The sequence below is a fragment of the Treponema sp. R8-4-B8 genome (assembly GCF_054786175.1).
In genome coordinates, this window is the sequence record NZ_BDHE01000004.1 from 45,011 (window position 1) to 66,786 (window position 21,776).

Genomic DNA, 21,776 nt, shown 5'->3' on the forward strand with positions numbered 1-21,776 from the left:
TCCTTATTCCAGCAAATATTTTCTTAATTTTTCCATGACTTCTTCAAAATCAATCGGTTTGCCAACATGGTCGTCCATTCCCGCGTCAAGGCATTTTTCAATGTCCTCGCGGAAGACGTTAGCTGTCATGGCGATAATCGGAATTTGCTTACGGAAATTTTGATTATCGCTTCCGTTGTTGTCAAGTTTCCCTTTGATGGAATCGTTAATATCCAGGTCTGATTCTATAACCCTGATGCGCCTTGTCGCTTCATAGCCGTCCATTTCGGGCATTTGTATATCCATGAAAATTAACGCGTATCTGTCCGGATTTTCTTTGAACATCCGCACCGCTTCCATTCCGTTTTCAGCGCAATCTATATCTAACTGAGTCGGTTCAAGCAGCGCCATTACGACTTCGCGGTTAATTTCCATATCTTCAACAAGTAAAACGCGGTGTCCGGCAAAAATGCCATTGATATCAATTTGTCTTTCCTTAGACTGATCTTCGTCTATGCCAAGACATTCATTAATAATTTCCGCAAGCGTAGAGGCAAACAACGGCTTGGACATGAATTTGTCAACGCCGGCCTTTTTCGCCTCTGCTTCAATGGAACTCCAATCGTCGGAAGAAATTATAACAATTACGGAATTTTCCGCCTTTCTCGCCTTTATTTCACGCGCCAGCTGTATGCCGTCCATATCTGGCATTTTCCAATCAATAAAATAAATATCAAAACCGCCTTGCTGTTCCATTAAAGAAAGAGCTTCATTGCCATCTTTAGCGGTGTCACACGATATGTTGAAACCCTGCGCTATTTCCTTGAAATACGATAATATTTCCGGGTCGTCGTCTACCGCGATGATACGGATATTGTCCCAATTAATTTCAGCGGGCAAAAGACTTTGCTTTTCATTTGTCGTGCCGCGCTTAACTTGAACGGTAAAAATAAAAGCGGCTCCTTTTCCGACTTCGGATTCAATCCAAATCTTGCCGCCCATCATTTCCACAATGCTTTTTGAAATGGCAAGACCCAGCCCGGTGCCTCCGAACTTGCGCGTAGTGCTGCTTTCCGCCTGTTGAAAAGAACTGAACAGGCGTTTTTGCTGTTCGCGGCTTATGCCTATCCCTGAGTCTTTTACGGAGACTTGAATAGTGCAAAGCCCGTTCTCTTCACCTAAAAATTTAGCGTCAAGAGTGATGGAGCCTTCTTCCGGCGTGAACTTTACCGCGTTACTCAAAAGGTTTGTAATGACTTGCGCCAGCCGCTGGTCGTCGGCAATCATTGATTTGGGAATGTCTTTATCGACATGCACGTAGTACTTCTGCTTTTTTTCGTCCATGCGGAAATTTATTACAGTAGAAACTTTTTGAAGCATTTTATCAAAAACAAACTCAGCGGGAGATAATTCCATCTTGTTCGCTTCAATTTTTGACATGTCAAGCACGTCGTTAATAACGCCAAGCAGGTGAGTTGACGCGTCTTCTATTTTGCCTAAGGCGTAATCTTTGTGTTCTATGTCCTTCGCGTTTTTTCCGATTGTCGTCATGCCGATAATAGCGTTCATAGGAGTACGCATCTCGTGGCTCATGTTTGAAAGGAACTCCCCTTTCGCCTTGCTTGCCTGCGTCGCCTTGTGAAGCGCGTCCCTGAGTTTTGTGTTATAAATGTCGCGCATGATTACGCCCGCGATGGTGCTTGCTATCATGCCGACGAAATTTTTCTCCACGCTCGTCCACTGGCGCGGTACGGACTTTTGTTCGACGCTTAAAATCCCCCACAAACGGCCTTCGACGTAAAGAGGGGCTGCGATAAAAGCCTGCACGTCAACAGACAGCATAGGGCGGAAAGATTCGTTTGAACTGTTCGCGATATCATCGCTGAAAACCACCGCCGTTGTAGTGTAGTCGGGCAGCCGTTCGGGAAAATACGACCTGATTACGGACAACAGATCAAATTGCGCCGGCTGCGGAGGGGTGTTATCCGCAACCCAATGATACGCCAGATAGGTGTTTTTACGGTTGTAATCAATTCCGTAAATATACACCAGCGAAACTTTGTGGTAACGCCCTAATTTTGAAATGGCTTCCCTTACATAGTTTTCCGAATCGCCGGATGAAATAAAGCCTCTTGATATTTCAGATATCAATTCCTGCTGTTCAAGCCTGATTTTAAGCAATTCGCTTTGTACTTGTATGTTTTTTTCCAAACTTTTAAAATTACGCAGATCGTATTGATACCCCATCACCACATACTTTCCGTTATACTTTGTGCGCGTCAGCGTAACTTCGTAAGGAACAGGCCTTTTCTCTGTGGTAATATTTATCCATTCCAGAACCAACTTTTCACCGTTCAGCGCCCTGCTAATTACATCCGCCACCTTATCTGTGGATTTCTTACCATCATCCTGATATTCGGGCGAGAATTCGTAAAAGTGATCAAGATAGTATTCCTTTGTCGTCCCCAATGCTTTTAAAGTAATGTCGTTGCAGTCAATAACGCGGGCGTTCTCGTCAAAAACTGTAAAGCCAAGCGGCGAAGCGTCAAGCACTGCGCGGTTAAATTCGTTTACATCGACTATAGTGCGCTCCATTTCAGAACGTATGACGGTATTCGCGCACAGGAACGCCGCCGAGCGCATCATATCAACGCTGTCTTCTTCAAAAGAGCGCTCACTGTGGCGGTCTTCAAGAAGGGCAAAACCCCAAAAAGATTTATTAAAAAATAACGGCGTTACAAACACGGTTACTGAGCCGAATGACCGCAACATATCCGCTTCTGGCAGAAGGCTGACAGGGCTGTTAATCGTCTCGCCTGAAGATAAAAGTTTCTCCCAACGCGGAGCTAACTGCTCATAAGTGACATTCTCTAGCCCTTTAGTCGGTATTGTAGTGCCGCCTGATTCCCTGTCCCAGCGGTATATCTGCGATACGTGTAATCTGTCAGGCATGACAAAGTTACGCCAAATTGAAAATCTGTCCAAATCAAACACGTCGGCGATTTCTTTCACGCCAGCCGTCATGGTTTCCTCAAATTTTTCTTTACTGTTCGAGAGAAATATTACCGCCGCTCTGTTCAGCGTATCAGCCATTTTTTCGCGGCGCTTAAGCGTTTCAATGGCTCTTTTGGCGGCGTGTTCCGTATCCGCCCTGATAACCGCGTTGGAGAATATTCGCGCCGCAGCGCGGAATAAATCAACGCAGCCATCGTCAAAATAACGGTCATTGTTATGATCCTGAAAGGTTACAATTCCCCATAAATCACCATGCGTAAAAACGGGCATCATCAGTATTGATTTAATGCCATACACGTCCAAAAAAGCCGCCTGGTCTTCGTTATAATCTCTTTTCCGCATTCTTACATGTTCGCCTTTCTGCGCGACCGTTATCCATTGTTCCAGAACCGGGATATTGGGTAAAATCCGCAGTTCATCGGCGAGAGACATCAAACCGCCTTTCGACTTGTCCCAGCGGTAAACCTGCCCAAGACGTTTACCGCCTTCAACGTCAACCATCATATAAAAGACTACGCGATCAAGCCCGACAGCGTCCGCAAAAGGCCGTATGCCGACGGTCATTACTTCTTCAAATGTTTTTTCCTGATTGGCTGAAAATATCTCAATTGATTTGGTCAAAGCTTCAACAATTGCGGCGCGGCGGTCGGATAAAGCCTTCTTTCCAATTATGACGCTCTTGCCCTTTTTTCCCGCCGCTTCTTTTTTTGAATTAATTTTTTTAATCAACTCGTTAAATATTGACATATATTTATCCTTTAACAGATTGTGGGATATTATTTTCTATATAACTCCCAATAATGTTTACAGCTTCGTCAAAATCACTATGCAGCAAATACTCAGAAATGGCGGTCAGAAATTCATTAACTGAACGCGGCCATTTTCTCTGTAACAATTCCTTCAGCGCGATATTGGCGCTTTGTTCATCATACTCCCCGAATGCTTTTTGAACAACAAGCAGTTTTTCACCTAAAAACTCCATGTCATATTCTGAATCCTCCCGCTCTTCATCTATATCATTCTCATTTGGCTCTAATTTTTCTATTACTTTCTTTAATTCCTCCAAAAATAGCGGGGTTTTTTCCAATATTACAGGCATATTTTCCTCTCTTCCCGCCTTTTCCAATTCAAAAGCGTCGGCGGAAAGAGCGGTTTCGCCAATATTCGCGAGCGTGCTTTTCATCGCGTGGGTATTAACAATAAACTGCTTAATATCATCCTCTCTGCGATACGCGTTATCACGCATCATAGTCAATCTTTCAAGCGCTTTCTTAGCGTCGCGCAAGAAAACTGTCTTTAACCCTTCGTCGGACGACTGTTTTTCTTTCGTATCTGAGGATGTTTTGATAAAAGCCGCCTGTTTCTGAGCCGCTTTAACCACTTCAGGCGGATACTTATCGCGTATAAATTTATTTAAATAAAAGTTCAGCTGGCGTATATCTATCGGTTTGGAAATAAAGCCGTCAAACCCGTTAGCCTTGAACATCTCCTCCATTCCAGCCAAGGCATTCGCCGTTAAAGCGATTATGGGTTTAGTATACCCCAATTCACGTATAATTTTTACTGTTTCAATGCCGTCCATTTTAGGCATGAAATGGTCCATAAATATTATATCAAAAGAAGAGCCTGCTTTTATTTTATCTATCGCTATAAACCCGCTTGTGGCGGTTTCAAGCGACAGGCAGTATGGCGCCATAAGCCCGCGTGCGACATACAGGTTTGTTTCCATATCGTCTACAATCAGAACCCTGCCGTAGGGCATATACTCGCGAACCAATTGCGACGTTTTATTCGACTGCCGCGTTTGTAAATGATGAAACTGCATAAGGTTTTCAGCCGTTTCTTTGCCTAACAAGCTTGAGTCCGCGATATCCTGAGGCAGGCGCACGGTAAATACGGAACCTTTATCAACTTCGCTTTCTACGGAAATCGCGCCGTTCATCAATTTGACAAGATTATTTGTAATGTTCATGCCCAACCCCGTACCCTCTACGGCGCGGTTAGTTTCCATATTAAAGCGGGTATATTCGTCAAACAGCTTGTCCATCTGTTCGCGGGTCATGCCCTGTCCCGTGTCAGCTATGCGGAACACAAGCGTTATTTGGTCAGAGCCTTTCTGCTGAGGGTATTCGGCGGCGACCGACATGGCAATACTGCCTTTATCAGTGTATTTATAAGCGTTGGAAAGCAGGTTATTTAAAATTTGCTTTATTCTTAGTTCGTCGCCTATCAATTGTATGGGAATATTTTCATCCACAACAAGGCTAAATTCAATCGGCTTATAATCGTACTTGTAAATATTCATATTCATTGAATCGCCGATAAGGCTCGCGACATCGTAGGGAAGATGAGCAAGTTCCAACTTGCCGGCTTCTATTTTAGACATGTCCAATATGTCATTGATAATGCCAAGCAGCAAATAACCTGAAGCGCTGATTTTACTAAGAGCTTCCTTAGTATCGGCGTGAAGCTTTCCGTTTTGCATTTGTATTTCCGTAATGCCAAGAATCGCGTTCATAGGCGTGCGTACTTCGTGGCTCATACGGGATAAAAATTGGCTTTTGTAACGGTTGCTCTGTTCGGCGGATTCTTTTGCGGCAATCATTTCAGTCATATCAATAGCATGTTGAATATGGACGGTTCTGTCGTCATACCATTCTATGTACCTGTCCATACAGCGGTAAATGCGTTTTGTTCCGGTGTAGTGCGCTTCCCATACGATTGTACTTTCCGGCTCTTTGTCAAGTTTGTAACAGGGGCAAAATTCGCATTTTTTATCGGTATTCTGAATAACTTTATAACACATTTGCCCAATACAATCCGATCCCAGATTTAATTCCTTTTTCATGTAATCATTTACAAAAAGAATTTCTCCCGTATCGGGAACGGTAACATAGACTACCGCGTCAATGCCATTCAAAATATTTTCCATAATGTTGAGCGACTTCTTGGACGCGTTCATTTGCGTGACTATCTTTCTTAACTCGCGTAAATCGTATGTATATCCCGTAACAATAAATTTATCGTCATACTCATTGCGTACAAGGGTAATATCGCAGGGTATAATTTCTCCATTTAATTTTTGGTGCATCCATTCAAAACGGCAGTAACCTTCGTCAAAAGCTTTTTTTACATATTCATACGCCTTCTTTCTTGACAGGCTGCCATCCGGCTGATATTCAGGAGAAAACTCATAAAACCTTTCGCAATATTCATCTTTACTTGTCAGTTCAAACATTTTTACCAATTCCATGTTGCAGTCGATAAGATAACAATTATTGTCCCAAAAATTTGTTCCAATAGGGGCGGAATCAAACATGGCGTGCATCCGTTTATCCGCTTCGCGCAGTTTGTTGGTTTGCAGGTTGCGGTTAATTGCGTTACTCATCATCAAAGCTACGGATGTTAATATGCGTATTTCATCATTTGAAAATAGCCGTTCCCGCCGGCAGTCGTCTATGCTGAAGAAACCCCAAAAATTATTTTCCATAAACATCGGGATAGCGACGATGGCCTGTATTCTATAAGTACTAAAGAAGTCCCTCTCGCTTTCCGGCAGCGCCGACAGAGGCGAGTTTATATGGTCGCCGCGTAAAAATAATTTTTTCCATCCCGGTTTTTCCTTTTCAGAAACATGAAAACCTTCAGGGATTTGTTTGCATACCCTGCCATAATCGCTAAGCCATTCGTATTTGACGGCAAAACACCATTCGTCGTCAATAAGCTCATAACTCCAAATATGAACGCGGTCCACGTCCAGACAGTATCCTAAAAGTTCAAAACTCTTTATCAGCGATGAGCTAAAAGATTTTTCATCTTTGATGGACAAAAGGATATTAGCCGCGGCGTTTACCGTATTTAATAAATGTTCCCGGCTGTCAATTTTGTCCATCATTTGTTTTAATTCGCGCAAGTCGCGCAGATAAAAGGCTAAAGCATATTCGTTATTAAAATTAACGCGCACTCCCGTAATATCACAGGGTATCTGCTCCCCATTAAGCTTTTGGTGCATCCACGTAAAACAGTAGTAACCTTCAGAAAGCGTTCTTTCAATATTCTCTATCATTTTCTTGGCTGACGGACTCCCGTCCGGCTGATATTCAGGGGAAAGCAGATAAAATTTTTCAAAATATTCCTGTTTGTTTGACAATTCAAACAGATTAAGCGCGCTCTCATTACAGTCAATAAACTTATAATTACTTTTTAGAATATTTGCGCTTAAAGGCGTGGCGTTAAACAGAACTCTTAAACGTTCCTCGACATTGTTTCTCTCCGCGGAAATACGCAGCAATATAATAGACAGCAAAACCGACAGTACCGTACCCAGAGTGATAAGAATCAAGGCAAGGTTTCTTGTGCTGCGGTAATACATGTCTTCGGGCGTTATAACTCCGATGTACCAGCCGTTAAAAAGTTTTTCAATAAAGAGAACGCTTTTAACGCCCCTGTAATTAGTTGTTTTAAATTCAGAAACAAAACCCTGATGTTCCAATTCAACGATTGAGGAGGCAATACCGATATTAACGTCATGTAAAGCCTTGCCAAGCATTGAAGATTCATGATGGGCTATTATCATCAGGTTTTCGCTTAACATAAATCCAAGGCTTTCTTTGGAAAAAGGCGTATTAACGGCAAGTTCTCCAATCTTATCGAAATTCATTTCCAGGCAAACGATGCCCAACGCCGCGCCGTTTCCGTTAAAAATACGGCGGGAAAATGTAATGCGGCCTCTTGGGGAAGCGCCGTCAAAATACGGCTGGGTAATTCCTATCTCGCCGTTTGCCTCGACGGCCGCCTTATACCATAAACGGTTCTCCAACTCGCCGTTTTCAGTTTGAAAATACCCCGCGTTTCCGGCGGTGAATTTTTTGCCGTTAGCGTCAAAAATTCCATAAAAACCAATTACGCCTGATAGGCGGTTTTCTACATTACTTTGCACATAACTGTTGATATACAGTATATATTCCTGTATCGCTTCCGCGCCATTTCCCCACATAATCATGCCGCGTATTGTCTGAGCTATACCCGCTAATATCGTTTCCGGTTCCAGCATGGCGGCTTTAATGTTGGCTTCAGTATAGGAAATAGATTCTTTTACCATTTTCCGCAAATTTTCGTCTTCAATTCTGCTTACAAAAAAATAAGTCGTAACCACCATCAGCGCAAAGGCTAAGAAAATTGCCGCTACCTGCGCTTGAAAACGCAGTTTCCGCAATTTCTTAAAAAAAGAACCCATTACAAAGCTCCTCTGACAGCTTTAATTTGATCTTTTACCTTAAGAAATACTTCTACAATTTTCGGGTCAAAAGATTTGCCGTATCCCTCCTCGATAATTTTGGCCGCTTCTTCGTCAGTAGCCGGTTCTTTATACGCCCGTTTGGAAACAACCGCGTCATATACGTCAACAATCGCCAATATGCGCCCCTGCAACGGAATCTCCATTTCTTTAAGCCCATGCGGATAACCTTTGCCGTCCCATCGTTCATGGTGGTATTCCGCAAATAACTTAGCGTTAGACAAATATTCATCTTCGCCAATCTGACTAATCATTCTGTCGATTATCCGCGCTCCTTCCATGGGGTGGAGTTTTATTTGTTCATATTCCTCAACGGTCAATTTGCCGGGCTTATTTAAAATAGCGTCTTTTACATGTATCTTTCCCAAATCATGCAATCTGGCGGCTGAAACTACTTTTTCCATATTCCATTCGCGCATTTCATCGGCATACACGCCGTATTTTAGCATCCCTTCTATCAGTATTTTAACATACGCCGCCGTTCTGTCATTATGCCCGCCTGTCTCTTCGTCGCGTTCTTCAACCACATCCGCTAAAACGGTTACAATGCCGTTTTGCATCCGCTCAATTCGGGCCGTGCGCTCGCGTATAAGCTCGTCAATATCCAAATGCGTTTTTATGCGGTTCAGCAATACGTGCGAAGAAAACGGTTTTGTGACAAAATCCACCACGCCCAATTCAAAGCCGCTGGCTTCAATTTCATCGTCTGAATAACTTGTAAGAAATATAACGGGAATATCCGCGTATAAAGGATTGGACTTTAATACTTGTAAAGCTTCAGAGCCGTCCGTATCGGGCATTTCTATATCAAGCAGGATCAAATCCGGCGTAATTTTTTCTAAAAGCGAGAACATCTTTACCGCCGACGGCATCGTAAATATACGATAATGGTTTTCCAGCGTTTTTTTTACTAATGATAAATTAGTATCACTGTCGTCTACGGCAAAGATAGTTTTCATCACTTAACCGAATCAGCGTATTTTTCAATAATTAATTTTATCTTGGACAAAAGTTCATCTTTATTGCATGGTTTTTTGATAAAATCAACCGCTCCAACTTCCTTAGCTTTGGCTTTGTCAGACGGATCATCCGATGAAGAATAAATGGCTATTGGGACAGAATGCAAGTTGCTGATTTGCTTTATCCTTTGATAAATATCCCATCCGTCCATACCCGGCATAATTAAATCCAGCAAAATTACATGGGGAACAAGGCCTTGATAGAATAATTTTAAGGCTTCATGACCCGAAGCGGCGGTAATAACTTCATAGTCTTTTTCCAACATTCCTTTGACCGCGACAAGATGAGGCTGTTCATCATCCACCGCCAGAACTATTTTCTTTTCATTGCCGGTTTGAACCTTAAACTTTTCAGTTTCTGTTTTTAGATTTTCAAAGTTACGGTTGTTTTCCGCGTTCATTTCATTTACATTGTCAACCGCGATCTTTATTTGAGACATGGCGCCGCTTACAATTTGGTTCATGCCGCCTACAACCTGATTGCTTATCTTTATAAATTCATCGGTTTTATTTACAAGGTCCCCGCCCGACTGCGCCATATTTTCCGCGCCTTTTCTAACCGATACGGTAATGTCTTTCAGGCGGTCAACGGATTCCAGCAATTGCTTTCCGCCTTCTTCCTGCTCTTGCATTGAATTACGGATATTTTGCTCATGTTCCGATACCGTTTTTACGCCTGAGTCTATGGCGCCAAAACGGGCAAGCACGTCGTTGGAGGATTTGGTAATGTTGTCTATGGAAGCCTTTATCTTTTTCAGCATAGAGGTTGTGGTTTTCGACTGCCCGCTTGATGATTCGGCAAGTTTACGGATCTCGTCGGCGACTACGGCAAAGCCCCTCCCCGCTTCTCCGGCGTGGGCCGCCTCAATAGCGGCGTTCATGGAAAGCAAGTTCGTCTGGGCGGCGATGCTGTTCATTAACGCGTTAATTTCCAAAAGCCCTTCGGACTCCTGCGCGATTTCCTGTATTTCCTGCGCCACCGCCTGAAGCCCGGTCTTGCCGATTTCGGACGCTTCCGCCAAAGCGCTGACATTTTTGCCGTTCTCCACCAATGTTTTGGTTACTGAATTAATGTTAGCTGTCATTTCTTCAATGGCTGAAGACGAGGTATTAACGCTTTCAGCTTGTTCTTCTATAAGCTTGTTAAGGTTCGCGATATTAATCTTGATATTGTCGCCCGCTTTGTCCGCTTCTTTCGCTTCATTTTCCTGCTGTGCTACAAGGCCTTTCATGCTTTCAAACTGCGTTGAAATCTGCGAGACGGCAGTTCCTGTTTTTTCCATATTTGTGGAAAGTTCCAAACCGGTATTAGTAAGCGCGTTTACCTTTTGTTTTATAATGGATATAAGATTCTTGATATTTTCGAATGTTTTGTTAAAATACGTGGCCATATCGCCGATTTCATCTTTGCTTTTCACATTTAGCCGTTTGGTCAGATCCCCTTCGCCTTCGGCTATTTCCATGAGCATGCCGGTCGCGGTATTAATGGGCTTTAATAAAATAAACTTGTAACTCATAGTGTTGACCAGTACGGAAACCAATAGAATCGCTACCGCGATAAGCGCGATTATTTTTACCTGGCTAACCACATTGTTACTGATAACTTTGTTTATAGCCGTCATCTCGTTGCCGATAAACAAAATGCCTATAACATCCTTGCTTCCCTGCGCTAAAACCGGCTGATACTCAGTAAGATATTTTTTGCCAAGAATAACCGCTTCCCCTGAATACATTTTACCGGATTGTATGGACGGATACGCGGCGCTGCCTGTTCCAAGCATTGTATCCACCGCCCGTTTTCCGGCGTTGTCTTTAATACTGGTGGTTATCCTGCGGTAATCATCGCCTTCGCGGATAAAAACAGTCGCCGCTATGTTAAGGTCCGTACTTAATTCGTCTATCAAATTATAATTATACTTTAAAGAAACGCCGTTTTCTCCCGTAAGATCGCCGTCTTTAAGGCTTAATTGCCCAAATTCAAGATTCACTCTATACGCGAAGTGAATCATATCGCTTGTAAGTTTGTTTTTCCCCATGATAACGGCGGTTTCAAGGCTTGATTCCTGTATCGCGCGTATGCTAATGATCGAAAAAATGATAATCGCCAAAAGCATAAATGTAATTGATATGCTTGATAATTTTAGTTGCAGGCCTAACCGTCCGGATTTTTTACTGTTGTTCATAAACTGCCCCTTAATGTATTGTTTTTAATAGTATAATGGCTATTTAGCGTATTTATCAATATATTTAGCCATTAATTGCATGAAATTTGTATAAATTTACCGTTTTTCAAGCTAAATATCAAAATTTAAACTTTTATTACGATTCAACCAAGCCTCTATATCAGACAAGAGTTTCTCAATATAATTTATACAAGCCTGATTCTTTGCTAAAACTCCCGATAAGTCGCCTGCTTTTGCCAACGCTTCCAGTTCCGCGGACATTTTTCGCGCGGTTTCTACGCCAATGCTTTCGCTGGTGCTTTTTACGCCATGTACGCTTATTATGTACTCTGGCAATGTTTGCTCGGACACGGAGCGCATTTTAACCAATGCCGCCGGTATGACAGAAAGATAAGAACGCAGAACAGAAAGGAAAATCTCCATGTCGCCGTCATACAGTTCCATGATTTTATTTTTATCAATTCCCGGTATTTCTATATCCATTTTCTTCTCCATCTTTTCAGAAATATCCATACTTTTAGTAATTTTCTCACGAATCCAATTTTTAATAAACGCGTCTATTTTTGAAAAACTAAGCGGCTTGTATAAAACATCCTGAAAACCATTATCAAGAAATATTTGTCCGGGTTTAGCGTTATCCGCGGCTCCGCCTACGGCTTTGCCCACGGCTCCGCCTAAAGCGGCCTCATCGGCAGTCAAGGCGATAATCGGCACATTTTTCGCGTACTCAGTATCAAGAGAACGTATCTGGAGCGCCGTTTCTATACCGTCGATATCCGGCATCTGATGATCCATAAAAATAATGTCATACACCGGTTCCCCTCTTTCTACCCGTTTTATGGCTTCATACCCGTCTAACACGCAATCTACCTGCATTTTATACTTGCGTAACATTCCGGCCGCCACATTCAAATTAGGAAGGAAATCGTCTACCACCAGCGCTTTTATATGGCTTAAATCCAGATTAACAGCGTCTGTTTTTTTTATCAGGCTGTCTTTTAGACGCCTGGCGGCTTCAACTGTTTCGGTAGGAAAATTGTCGCGTATCAGTTTGTTTAATATTTCATTAAGCTGACGTATGTCAATCGGTTTGGAAATAAACCCGTCAAAACCGTTTTCCGCGAACATTTCCGCGTTTCCGACAATGGCGTTAGCTGTCAGGGCAATAATAGGTTTCGTGTAACCTAAGCCGCGTATGATCTTCGCCGTTTCTATGCCGTCCATTTCCGGCATAAAGTGATCCATAAAAATAACGTCAAATATTAAGCCTTCTTTAATTTTTTCAACCGCTTCTTTTCCGCTTAAAACGGTTTCAATAGACAATCCGTAAGGGGACAAAAGCCCGCGCGCCACATACAGATTCGGCTCCATATCGTCTACAACCAATACTTTTCCGTATGGCATATATTCGCGGATAATTTGCGCCGATTTTTTCACGCGCGCCGATTTTCCCCGGCTGTACATATTGATGTTCTCCGCCAATTCCTTGCCAATCACCTCCGCTCCTGGAACAATCCCCTGCGGCAGCTTAACGGTAAAAACAGACCCCTTGTCAAGTTCGCTTTCTACAATAATTTCGCCGTCCATTAAATCAATCAGACGTTTTGTAATGCTCATGCCAAGTCCCGTGCCTTCGGTAGCGTAGTTGGCTTCCATATTAAAACGGGTATATTCGTCAAACAGCTTGGCAACCTGTTCGCTGGTCATTCCGCGTCCCGTATCGCTTACGCGGAAAACAAGCAAAACGCTTGGCATAATGCGCGGCATAACTCGCGTATCCTCTCCCTGTTCTGACATTTTATTTTCCGCCGTGACCGCCATCGAAACCTTCCCGCTATCCGTATATTTAAACGCGTTGGTAAGGATATTATTTAATATTTGTTTTATGCGAAGCTCATCGCCGATTAACGTTACGGGAATATTCTCATCCGCCTTTAATTCAAATTGAATAGGCTTGTTGTCAAAGCGCATAACATTAAGCTGTACGGTATCGCTAATAAGGTTTACAACGTCATAATTAACGGGCGTCAGTTCCATCTTGTTTGCTTCTATTTTTGACAAATCCAATATATCGTTGATAATGCTAAGAAGCAGGTAACCTGAATCATACACTTTAGCCAACGCTTCACGCATATCCTGTGAAAGTCCTTCTTTATCCAACTGCATTTCCGCGATGCCCAAAATCACATTCATAGGCGAGCGAATTTCATGGCTCATCCTTGCCAGAAACGCGGATTTAGCGTTATTTGCCGCTTCAGCGTCGGCTTGTTTTTTCGCCATTTTCTTAAGATTGGTAACGTCATGCATCACTTCTATATAGCCTATCGTTTTATTGTCCAAACTTTTAAGAATTTCCACATTGACCTCGTAAGACGAGTCTTCATTAGAAAAATATGTATATTTTTCGCCTCTCTTCGCGCATTCAATCCCGCATTCCCGCGTATTGCAGATATTGGATTTCCAATAACTGCATGGTTTTCCAATAATGTCTTTGTGCGAAACATACAGCAATTTTTCAACAGCCGAATTAATAAAAGTCCAGTTCGCGTCCGCATCGGTAACCGATATTGGCAGCGGTATGGCGTTTAGAATTGATTTATACCAATGGCTCATGGCAAGGGATTTCTCGCTTTCTTTTATAATTTTAGCGTTCTGCAAGTTTCTGTTTACGGCGTTGCTCATCAACAAGCCTACGGACGTTAATATATGGATTTCCTCATCTGAAAATACCCGCTCCTTTCTGCAGTCGTTAATGCTGAAAAATCCCCAAAAACTGCCTTCGTCGCCGGTCGCCTGCCGTCTGTCAATTTTCGTCCGCCGCCTGTCTCCTATTATTTGCCGCCTGTCTTCTTTTGACAGCCGCCTGTCATAAATAAAAAGCTGCCTGTTTTCATCTGAAAATTTCCGCCTTTTTAATTCCTGCCTTCTGTCAACTGTTTGCTTCCGCCTGTCGCCGGCTATCTGCCGTTCCAGAAACATCGGAATAATTACAATGGATTTTAGCTGATACGGATGCAGGAAATCCTGATCATCCTGCGATAACGCGGAAAACGGCGCGTTTATATGCCCTCCGCGCAGGAATAACTTTTCCCATTCAGGTTTCCAACTGTAGGGAAAATACAAACTTACGGGAGTCGTTATTCTATAACCATAATCGCTAAGCCATTCAAAACGGCGGACAAAATGCATTTCGCCGTCGATAATTTCGTTACGCCAAATTTGAACGCGGTCAACATCCATGCAGTCGCCGACAAGTTTAAAACTCTTTGACAGCGCGGTTTCAAACGATTCATCATCCTTTACAGACAGCAAAACATTGGCCGCGCTGTTCACCATGCCCAATAAATTTTCCCGATTTTTGGCTTCCTGCATTAATTTGTTTTGATTTATTCGCACTTCCCATGATTTTCGCCGCAGCTTGTCCTGACTTATGGAAAATAAAAGCGAAACCGCTACCGCTACCATAAGGTCGTTAATAATATATCTTGTCTCGTAATCTGAGAAATCCATCCCGCAAATACGCGACACCGAAAAAAATACAATTAGCGCAAACGCTATATTCGCAATTTTAAATTTTATGGGAAACGGAGCGAACACGGGCAGCATCAGTATTACGGAAAGAGCGCCAATATATGTGTGGATATTAGAGCCTGAGGACGCTGTAAGGACGGAAGTTCCAAGGAAAAAATACGCGGTTAAAACCATCATTAGAATACAAGGCCGATCTTTAAAATGTTTCGTAAACCGCAGCGCGATAAGGATTGCGCTTAACAGCGTATACCCCAAATGAATTGAAATCGCAAGCGCGGGGAAGGGATGAATTTTTATGTCGCCGGGAATATAGATCAGCATTAAAAATAAGGTTATAAAAACTATGTAGAAAATTTTCCCGGATAAATAATTAAGCTCGCCGTAAAAAGTCTCGCGGCTTGAATCTTCGCCGTAAGATTCAAAACGCGATTTGTATTTGATGACAAGCTCATTAATTAATTTTGGCATACGCATATTATTACTTTAAACCTTATTTTACCGGCGGATTCTTTCCCATGCCTTAAAACGTAAAGCTAAAGCTTTAAACTTTAAGCTTTAGCTTTAAGCCGCTTATTCCACCTTAAACCACGAAACTTCTTTAAATAAAGCGTCGATACATTCGCGGTTTTGCACTCCGGTATCATTTACCTGATGTATGGCGATATTGATCTCGTTAGCTCCAGCGGCCATTTCGTTTATGCCTAAGGTTATCTCCTGAGTAGCCTTTTCAAGATTTCTGCTTTCATTAATTACTTCCTTGGATTCGCTGGCCATTTCTTCTGATTGGTCCTTTACCTCAACGGAAATATGATTTAAAGAATTGATGCCGCCCAGAAGAAGTTTGCTACCTTCTCCTTCTTCTTCCATTGCGGTGCGTATCTGGTTAGCCTGTTCCGCCACACTCTTGATATTTGTGTCAATGGTCTCAAACTCTTTAAGCACGTTCTCGGTCGAACCGTTGATTTTGTCCATCGACGCTTTTATCTTCTTTAAAACATTGCCTATGGTCTTGGATTGCTCGCTGGAACTTTCAGCCAGTTTGCGGATTTCATCCGCGACTACGGCAAAACCCTTACCCGCCTCGCCAGCGTGAGCCGCCTCTATCGCCGCGTTCATCGAAAGCAAATTTGTCTGGCTTGCGATGTTTTCCATTACCGCGTTAATTTCCATAAGTCCTTCTGACTCGCGGGCTATTTCTTGAATGTCCTGCGCGACATCCTGCAGTCCAGAGCGTCCGGTTTCTGAGGATTCGCTTAGTTTCTTTATATTGGCTGAGTTTTTAACAAGATTATCCGTAACGGAACTGATTGTGGCTACCATTTCCTCAATAGAGGATGATGATTGGGTAATATCCAGATTTTGTTTTTCAATAAGCTCATTAAGTTTATCAATGTTTTTAGATACCTGTTCCATAGTCGCGTTAGTTTCCGTAACGCTGGCGCTCTGGTTAATTATCCTGTCTTTTATGCTTTGGATGTTAGCTGTAATTTCATTGACTGCCGCCGCTGATTCGGTCATGCTGCTCGCTAGATTATCGCCGACTCCGTGGAGTACTGCAATCTGTTTTTTTATTCCGCTAATCATATCCTTAATTTTACCAACCGTATAGCTGAAGTCGCGGGAAAGATCGCCTATTTCGTCTTTTGTATTAACAGTGACAGTACGCGTCAAATCGCCTTCGGCTACAATTTTAAGGACGCCGGCTACTTGAACGATTGGTTTAGTAACACGGCCAAGGACATAGTACACGATTGCCGCCCCCAATATAATGGCTATCGCCGCTATAATAAAAACAAAACGCCGTATCGCCCGCACGTCTTTCAATATATAATCTTCCGAAGTCCCAATCATAATCGTCCATGTTACGTCCGAAGTGCCTATTTTGATGGGAATCAGGACGCTCTCCATGTTCATCTGCAACAATGGCGCATAACTTGAACATTCATATTCCTTTGCGGCGGTAACGGCGTCATTGGCGGCGGCTCTAAAGTTGCCGTAATGCGTTTCCGCGTCGATCAGCATCTTTCCTATCCGCTCCGGACGGTAACACGCGATTATAAACCCGTTGCCGGAGTAAATCGCCATAGCTACAATTTCTTCGTAGGTGTCTATCGTGTTCTGTACTACAGGTTGTATAATGTCGATATCTATAAAACAGCCCACGCCCCCTACCACTTCATTGGTGTTTTTATCAAGAATGGAAACAAAAAGCCTTATCACATAGGTGTCTTTTCCGTTTACAGTAAATGGCTGCGGATGCAGAACGCGGTCGTTACGCGCTTTGGGGCTGTTAAAATGGGCCATAGCCCCGTCTAAATCCGCTGTAACTCTGTGTATTATCTGGCCGTTATTTCCCCTGTCAAAGGCGGAAGCATACTGCCCTGTGGGGGTGGAACCATCCTTGCCTATATTGCGGGCGTCATTGCCGTCAATGGCATTTGGTTTCCAAACAGTGTAAACAGTATTCAGATTGGCATTCGCAAGCAGAGTACTTTTCATCATTTCGTCATAATTGTCACGTCTGGTTGCAACTGGCAACTCTTCATAATCCGCCATTACGTCGGCAAGGGTTCTCATAATTTTTAAGTTGCCGTCTTCCCTGCCCTTCCAGTATTCAGCCCTAGTGCGGGCCAAATTTTTAATGCTCTGTATGGTCAGCCTTTTGCTTATTTCGGACGCCTGCTGCAATAGTAACAAGGCAATTCCCACCACAATAACCGTTACTATAGCGATTACCATTAGGCTCAGCTTGATTTTGATTTTCATTCAATTTATCCTCACTTTATTTTAAAATTGCATAATTAAATAATATCTGCCTTATTCCATTGTTTCTCCAATTTAACTGTAAATATCCATTATATGTTATAATATCATACAATAATATTTATGTCAAATACCATAAAATTATTCTCCCATAAGATTAATATGGATGTGTCCAAGAAATAAGAAGAAATAACAGTTCACAATAGAGCTGTTTTTATATATAATTAACGAAATGAACGGCTTATTGCTTTTATTGATCTCCGTAATTACGCTTTTTATTGCCTATCTGCTTTACGGCAGGTTTCTTGCCAAAAAATGGGGAATAGACCCGTCCAGAAAAACTCCGGCTTGCGAGATGGAAGACGGCCAAGAATATGTTCCCACCTCAGGGGCTGTGCTATTTGGGCATGAATTCGCGTCTATCGCCGGAGCAGGGCCAATCAACGGGCCAATTATCGCCGCAATGTTCGGATGGGTTCCGGCGCTTTTATGGCTTTTATTTGGAAGCGTCTTCTTTGGCGCGGTTCATGATTTTGCGGCTCTTTACACGTCGGTTAAAAACAAGGGAAAGTCAATCGGATACGTAATTGAGCTATATGTGGGAAAAACAGGCAAGCGTCTTTTTTTGATTTTCGTTTGGCTTTTTTCGATACTTATCGCGGCGGCTTTTGCGGACATAGTAGCCGGCACATTTGACGGGTTTAACGAGCTTGGAGAGCGTAACGGAATAAACGCCTCTGTAGCGTCAAGTTCAAGCCTTTTTATAGTAGCGGCAATAATTCTTGGTTTATTCATCCGCAGGCGCAAGGCTTCCGATTTGGCAAGCGGCATCATCGCCGTTGATCTTCTTATTATCTGTATAGCCCTTGGGATTTACTTTCCTTTTTTTATGGAAAAATCCGTCTGGTTCTACCTTATATTCGCCTATATCTTTGTCGCTTCGATTGTTCCCGTGTGGTCATTAGGCCAGCCCCGAAATTATCTTAATTCCTTCTTATTAATAGCCATGCTGCTGGCGGCATTTATCGGAGTCGTATTTACCGCGCCGCCGATTTCTATCCCGGCGTTTACGGGCTTCAATATAAAAGGAAATCTTTTATTCCCGGGGCTTTTTGTCACCATTGCCTGCGGCGCTATTTCTGGCTTTCATTCGCTTGTCGCCACGGGAGCGGCGTCCAAACAGATAAGCAATGAAAAACACATGCTTCCAATTTCATACGGCGCGATGTTAGTTGAAACTCTCGTGGCTGTCCTTGCGCTTATCGCGGTCGGCTCACTCGCGTGGAACGGGAAGTTGCCGGAAGGGACTCCGCCGGTCATTTTCGCAACCGCGGTTTCAGGCTTTCTTTCTCAGCTTGGGCTGCCACATCAAGTGTCATTTACCATAGTGTCGCTGGCGGTTTCATCGTTTGTGCTTACCACGCTGGATACGGTCGCCCGATTGGGGCGGCTCTCTTTTCAGGAGCTTTTTTCAGTTGACGAACAAAAACAGGAAACTAAACTATGGGCAAAAATATTAAAAAACAAGGCCGCTTCTTCCGTCTTTACCCTGCTGCCCGCGTATCTTTTGGCGATAATGGGTTATGAGAGCATCTGGGCTTTGTTTGGCGCCGCAAACCAGCTTCTTGCCGCGCTCACTTTAATCGCCTGCACGCTGTTTTTTAAAAAGACGGGACGGCGAATATATATGCTTATAGCGCCAACCGTCATCATGTTAGCTGTCACTTATACTTCACTTTCTTTAAACATAAGAAATAAAATACTGCTTCTATTAGACGGCAAATTTAATCCCGCCGTTGACGGTATTCAAATGTTTATTGCCATTCTTTTACTGGTATTAGGAATTCTTGTTGCGGTTTCCTGCGCGGTAAAGCTGTTTAATAAAAGTGATGATAAGGAAATTATCCGGCAATCATGAATAATATAAAAAAAATAATCATATCCTGTTTAACCAGCGGCAAGTATTCAAGTTTTCAGGACGAGAGCAACATGGACAATATGCTCCGCCTCATAGTCCTTAACATCATCTATTCAATCGCCTCTATTTTAATCATCACTCTGGGCGTAATTGACATGCAAAAAGGAAATGTTGACGACGGGCTGCTTACGGTTATTCTGGGCTTTATGACTTTTTTAAATCTTTTATTGTTACGCACTGAAATGCCTTTTAACACAAGCGGCCTGATTATTACGGCGATCTTCGGCGCTTTTTGCGGAGTGTCAATTTTCGCGAAATACGAAATGAACGGCCTTTCCAGCTTGTGGATTTATTCTTTTCCGCTAATGTCAATCTTTACGCTGGGGCTTCCAGTAGGACTTATCCCAGCGCTGCTTATTTTAATAACCGCCGTATTTGGAACTTTTGGCGGTTTATCCAAATACCGATATTCCTTTCAAGAAGCTGTCCTTTTGTGCGGCGTTTATTTCTTTGTAATGCTTCTTACCGTCGTTTATGAATTTGTCCGTTCTTTTAAAGACCGCTATCTGGCGCGCCAGGACAGTTACATGAATTTAGTTTTTGACAACAGTCCCGATATTATTATGCTTATGGATAAAAACAGCGGCCTTATCCACTGCGCCAAAACTTTCCTGAAAAGCGCAAAAATTAAAAGTTTTGAAGATATACGCAAAGCAAGCTATGATGAAGTTTTCGGCCTTTTTACGGATTATGAAATGCTTAATCAAATTACCACATATTTTAATAATTCAATATATAACAAAAAACCTGTTACTTTTGAGCGTATTTTAGATTTTAGCGGCGAGGGAAACAACCGCCACTATGAGATTCATTTTACCCCGATGTTCAACAGCAAGGACGAATTTCAAGGCGCTTTTATACTTTTCCATGACATGACGGACATTCTGGAAGCCAAGAACCGCGCCGAGCAGGCAAGCAGGGCAAAGTCCATCTTCCTCGCCAACATGAGCCATGAAATCCGCACGCCGTTAAACGCCATAATCGGCATGACGGCCATCGCTAAGAATTCAAATGAACTGGAGCGTAAAGATTACTGCCTTGAAAAAGTGGAGAGCGCGTCTAATCATCTGCTTGGGGTTATCAATGACATTCTTGACATGTCAAAAATTGAAGAGGATAAATTTGAGCTTTCATATACCGAGTTTGAACTGTCCGCCATGATACGGAAGGTGGTTAATATTTTTGAATTCCGATTGGAAGAGAAAAAACAAAAATTTACCGTTAATCTTGACCCTGCCCTTCCTAAAAAGATAAAAACAGACGATCAGCGGCTTACGCAGGTTATCACAAACCTTTTGGGCAACGCGGTTAAATTCACCCCTGAAGGCGGGGATATTTCTCTTTCTATAAGGAAGGTGAATCAGGAGCGGGATTTCTGCGTTTTGGAAATTATTATTAATGATACGGGAATTGGCATATCAAAAGAACAGCAAAATAAACTCTTTGATTCTTTTGTGCAGGTAGATTCCAGCATAGGGCGGAAATTCGGCGGCACCGGCCTAGGACTCGCGATTTCCAAGAAGATTGTAGAACTTATGAACGGCGAAATAAAGATGGAATCGGAAATTGGCAAGGGAGCCTCTTTTATCATTACTATTCGCGTGGAAATTGTAAACGATGTAACGCAAAAGGCGGAAACTGCCGACGCTCCCGCGAAAGAAGCGCATAACGCCCCTGATACGAATAACGCGGGAGATGATGAACAAGAGCCTGATTACAGCGGGAAACGGATTTTGCTTGTAGAGGACGTTGAAATAAACCGTGAAATTGTCATTACCGTATTGGAGCCTCTCGGGCTGGAAATAACGGAAGCCGAAGACGGGCAGAAAGCATACGACTTGTTCTGCGCCTATCCCAATTCCTTTGACCTTATTTTTATGGACATTCACATGCCCGGCGTTGACGGCTATGAAGCCACAAAACTTATCCGCGCCTTTGACCACCCAAGAGCGAAAACAGTCCCTCTAATAGCCATGACAGCTAACGTTTTCCGCGAGGATGTGGAAAGGTGT

The 21,776-nt window shown here is 42.9% G+C and carries 8 protein-coding genes; 2 read left to right on the top strand and 6 right to left on the bottom strand.

Features of this window, described 5'->3' with window-relative positions:
- Positions 1-3: 3 nt before the first annotated feature.
- From ACYVRA_RS01330 to ACYVRA_RS01355, 6 genes are all read right to left on the bottom strand, one after another.
- The gene (locus ACYVRA_RS01330; protein ID WP_461250948.1) at positions 4-3,741 is read right to left on the bottom strand and encodes a response regulator; all 3,738 of its coding nucleotides are present in this window, start codon (positions 3,739-3,741) and stop codon (positions 4-6) included.
- 4 nt (positions 3,742-3,745) lie between these two features.
- A complete protein-coding gene (locus tag ACYVRA_RS01335; RefSeq protein WP_461250949.1) occupies positions 3,746-8,230 on the bottom strand; it encodes an ATP-binding protein in 4,485 nt (1,494 codons plus the stop codon).
- A complete protein-coding gene (locus ACYVRA_RS01340) occupies positions 8,230-9,249 on the bottom strand; it encodes an HD-GYP domain-containing protein (protein ID WP_461250955.1) in 1,020 nt (339 codons plus the stop codon). Before ACYVRA_RS01340 ends, ACYVRA_RS01335 begins: the two co-directional genes overlap by 1 nt.
- On the bottom strand, positions 9,249-11,492 hold the full coding sequence (locus ACYVRA_RS01345; RefSeq protein WP_461250950.1) for a methyl-accepting chemotaxis protein: 2,244 nt from the start codon (positions 11,490-11,492) through the stop codon (positions 9,249-9,251). The genes ACYVRA_RS01340 and ACYVRA_RS01345 overlap by 1 nt, the downstream gene beginning before the upstream one ends.
- Positions 11,493-11,603: 111 nt before the next feature.
- The gene (locus ACYVRA_RS01350; RefSeq protein WP_461250951.1) at positions 11,604-15,491 is read right to left on the bottom strand and encodes a response regulator; all 3,888 of its coding nucleotides are present in this window, start codon (positions 15,489-15,491) and stop codon (positions 11,604-11,606) included.
- 102 nt (positions 15,492-15,593) lie between these two features.
- Positions 15,594-17,789, bottom strand: a complete 2,196-nt coding sequence (locus ACYVRA_RS01355; RefSeq protein WP_461250952.1) for a methyl-accepting chemotaxis protein — start codon at positions 17,787-17,789, stop codon at positions 15,594-15,596.
- Between the two features lie 229 nt (positions 17,790-18,018).
- Between ACYVRA_RS01355 and ACYVRA_RS01360 the strand changes: the two genes are divergently transcribed.
- Both ACYVRA_RS01360 and ACYVRA_RS01365 read left to right on the top strand, forming a co-directional pair.
- Complete coding sequence (locus ACYVRA_RS01360) at positions 18,019-19,704, top strand: carbon starvation CstA family protein (protein ID WP_461250953.1); 1,686 nt, start codon at positions 18,019-18,021, stop codon at positions 19,702-19,704.
- A partial coding sequence (locus ACYVRA_RS01365; RefSeq protein WP_461250954.1) for an ATP-binding protein occupies positions 19,701-21,776 on the top strand: 2,076 nt, incomplete at its 3' end. The genes ACYVRA_RS01360 and ACYVRA_RS01365, both read left to right, overlap by 4 nt.

Bases quoted from the DNA above. Each gene is read 5' to 3' on its own strand.
- ACYVRA_RS01330 (WP_461250948.1), bottom strand. From the start codon at position 3,741: ATGTCAATATTTAACGAGTTGATTAAAAAAATTAATTCAAAAAAAGAA.
- ACYVRA_RS01335 (WP_461250949.1), bottom strand. From the start codon at position 8,230: ATGGGTTCTTTTTTTAAGAAATTGCGGAAACTGCGTTTTCAAGCGCAG.
- ACYVRA_RS01340 (WP_461250955.1), bottom strand. From the start codon at position 9,249: ATGAAAACTATCTTTGCCGTAGACGACAGTGATACTAATTTATCATTA.
- ACYVRA_RS01345 (WP_461250950.1), bottom strand. From the start codon at position 11,492: ATGAACAACAGTAAAAAATCCGGACGGTTAGGCCTGCAACTAAAATTA.
- ACYVRA_RS01350 (WP_461250951.1), bottom strand. From the start codon at position 15,491: ATGCCAAAATTAATTAATGAGCTTGTCATCAAATACAAATCGCGTTTT.
- ACYVRA_RS01355 (WP_461250952.1), bottom strand. From the start codon at position 17,789: ATGAAAATCAAAATCAAGCTGAGCCTAATGGTAATCGCTATAGTAACG.
- ACYVRA_RS01360 (WP_461250953.1), top strand. From the start codon at position 18,019: ATGAACGGCTTATTGCTTTTATTGATCTCCGTAATTACGCTTTTTATT.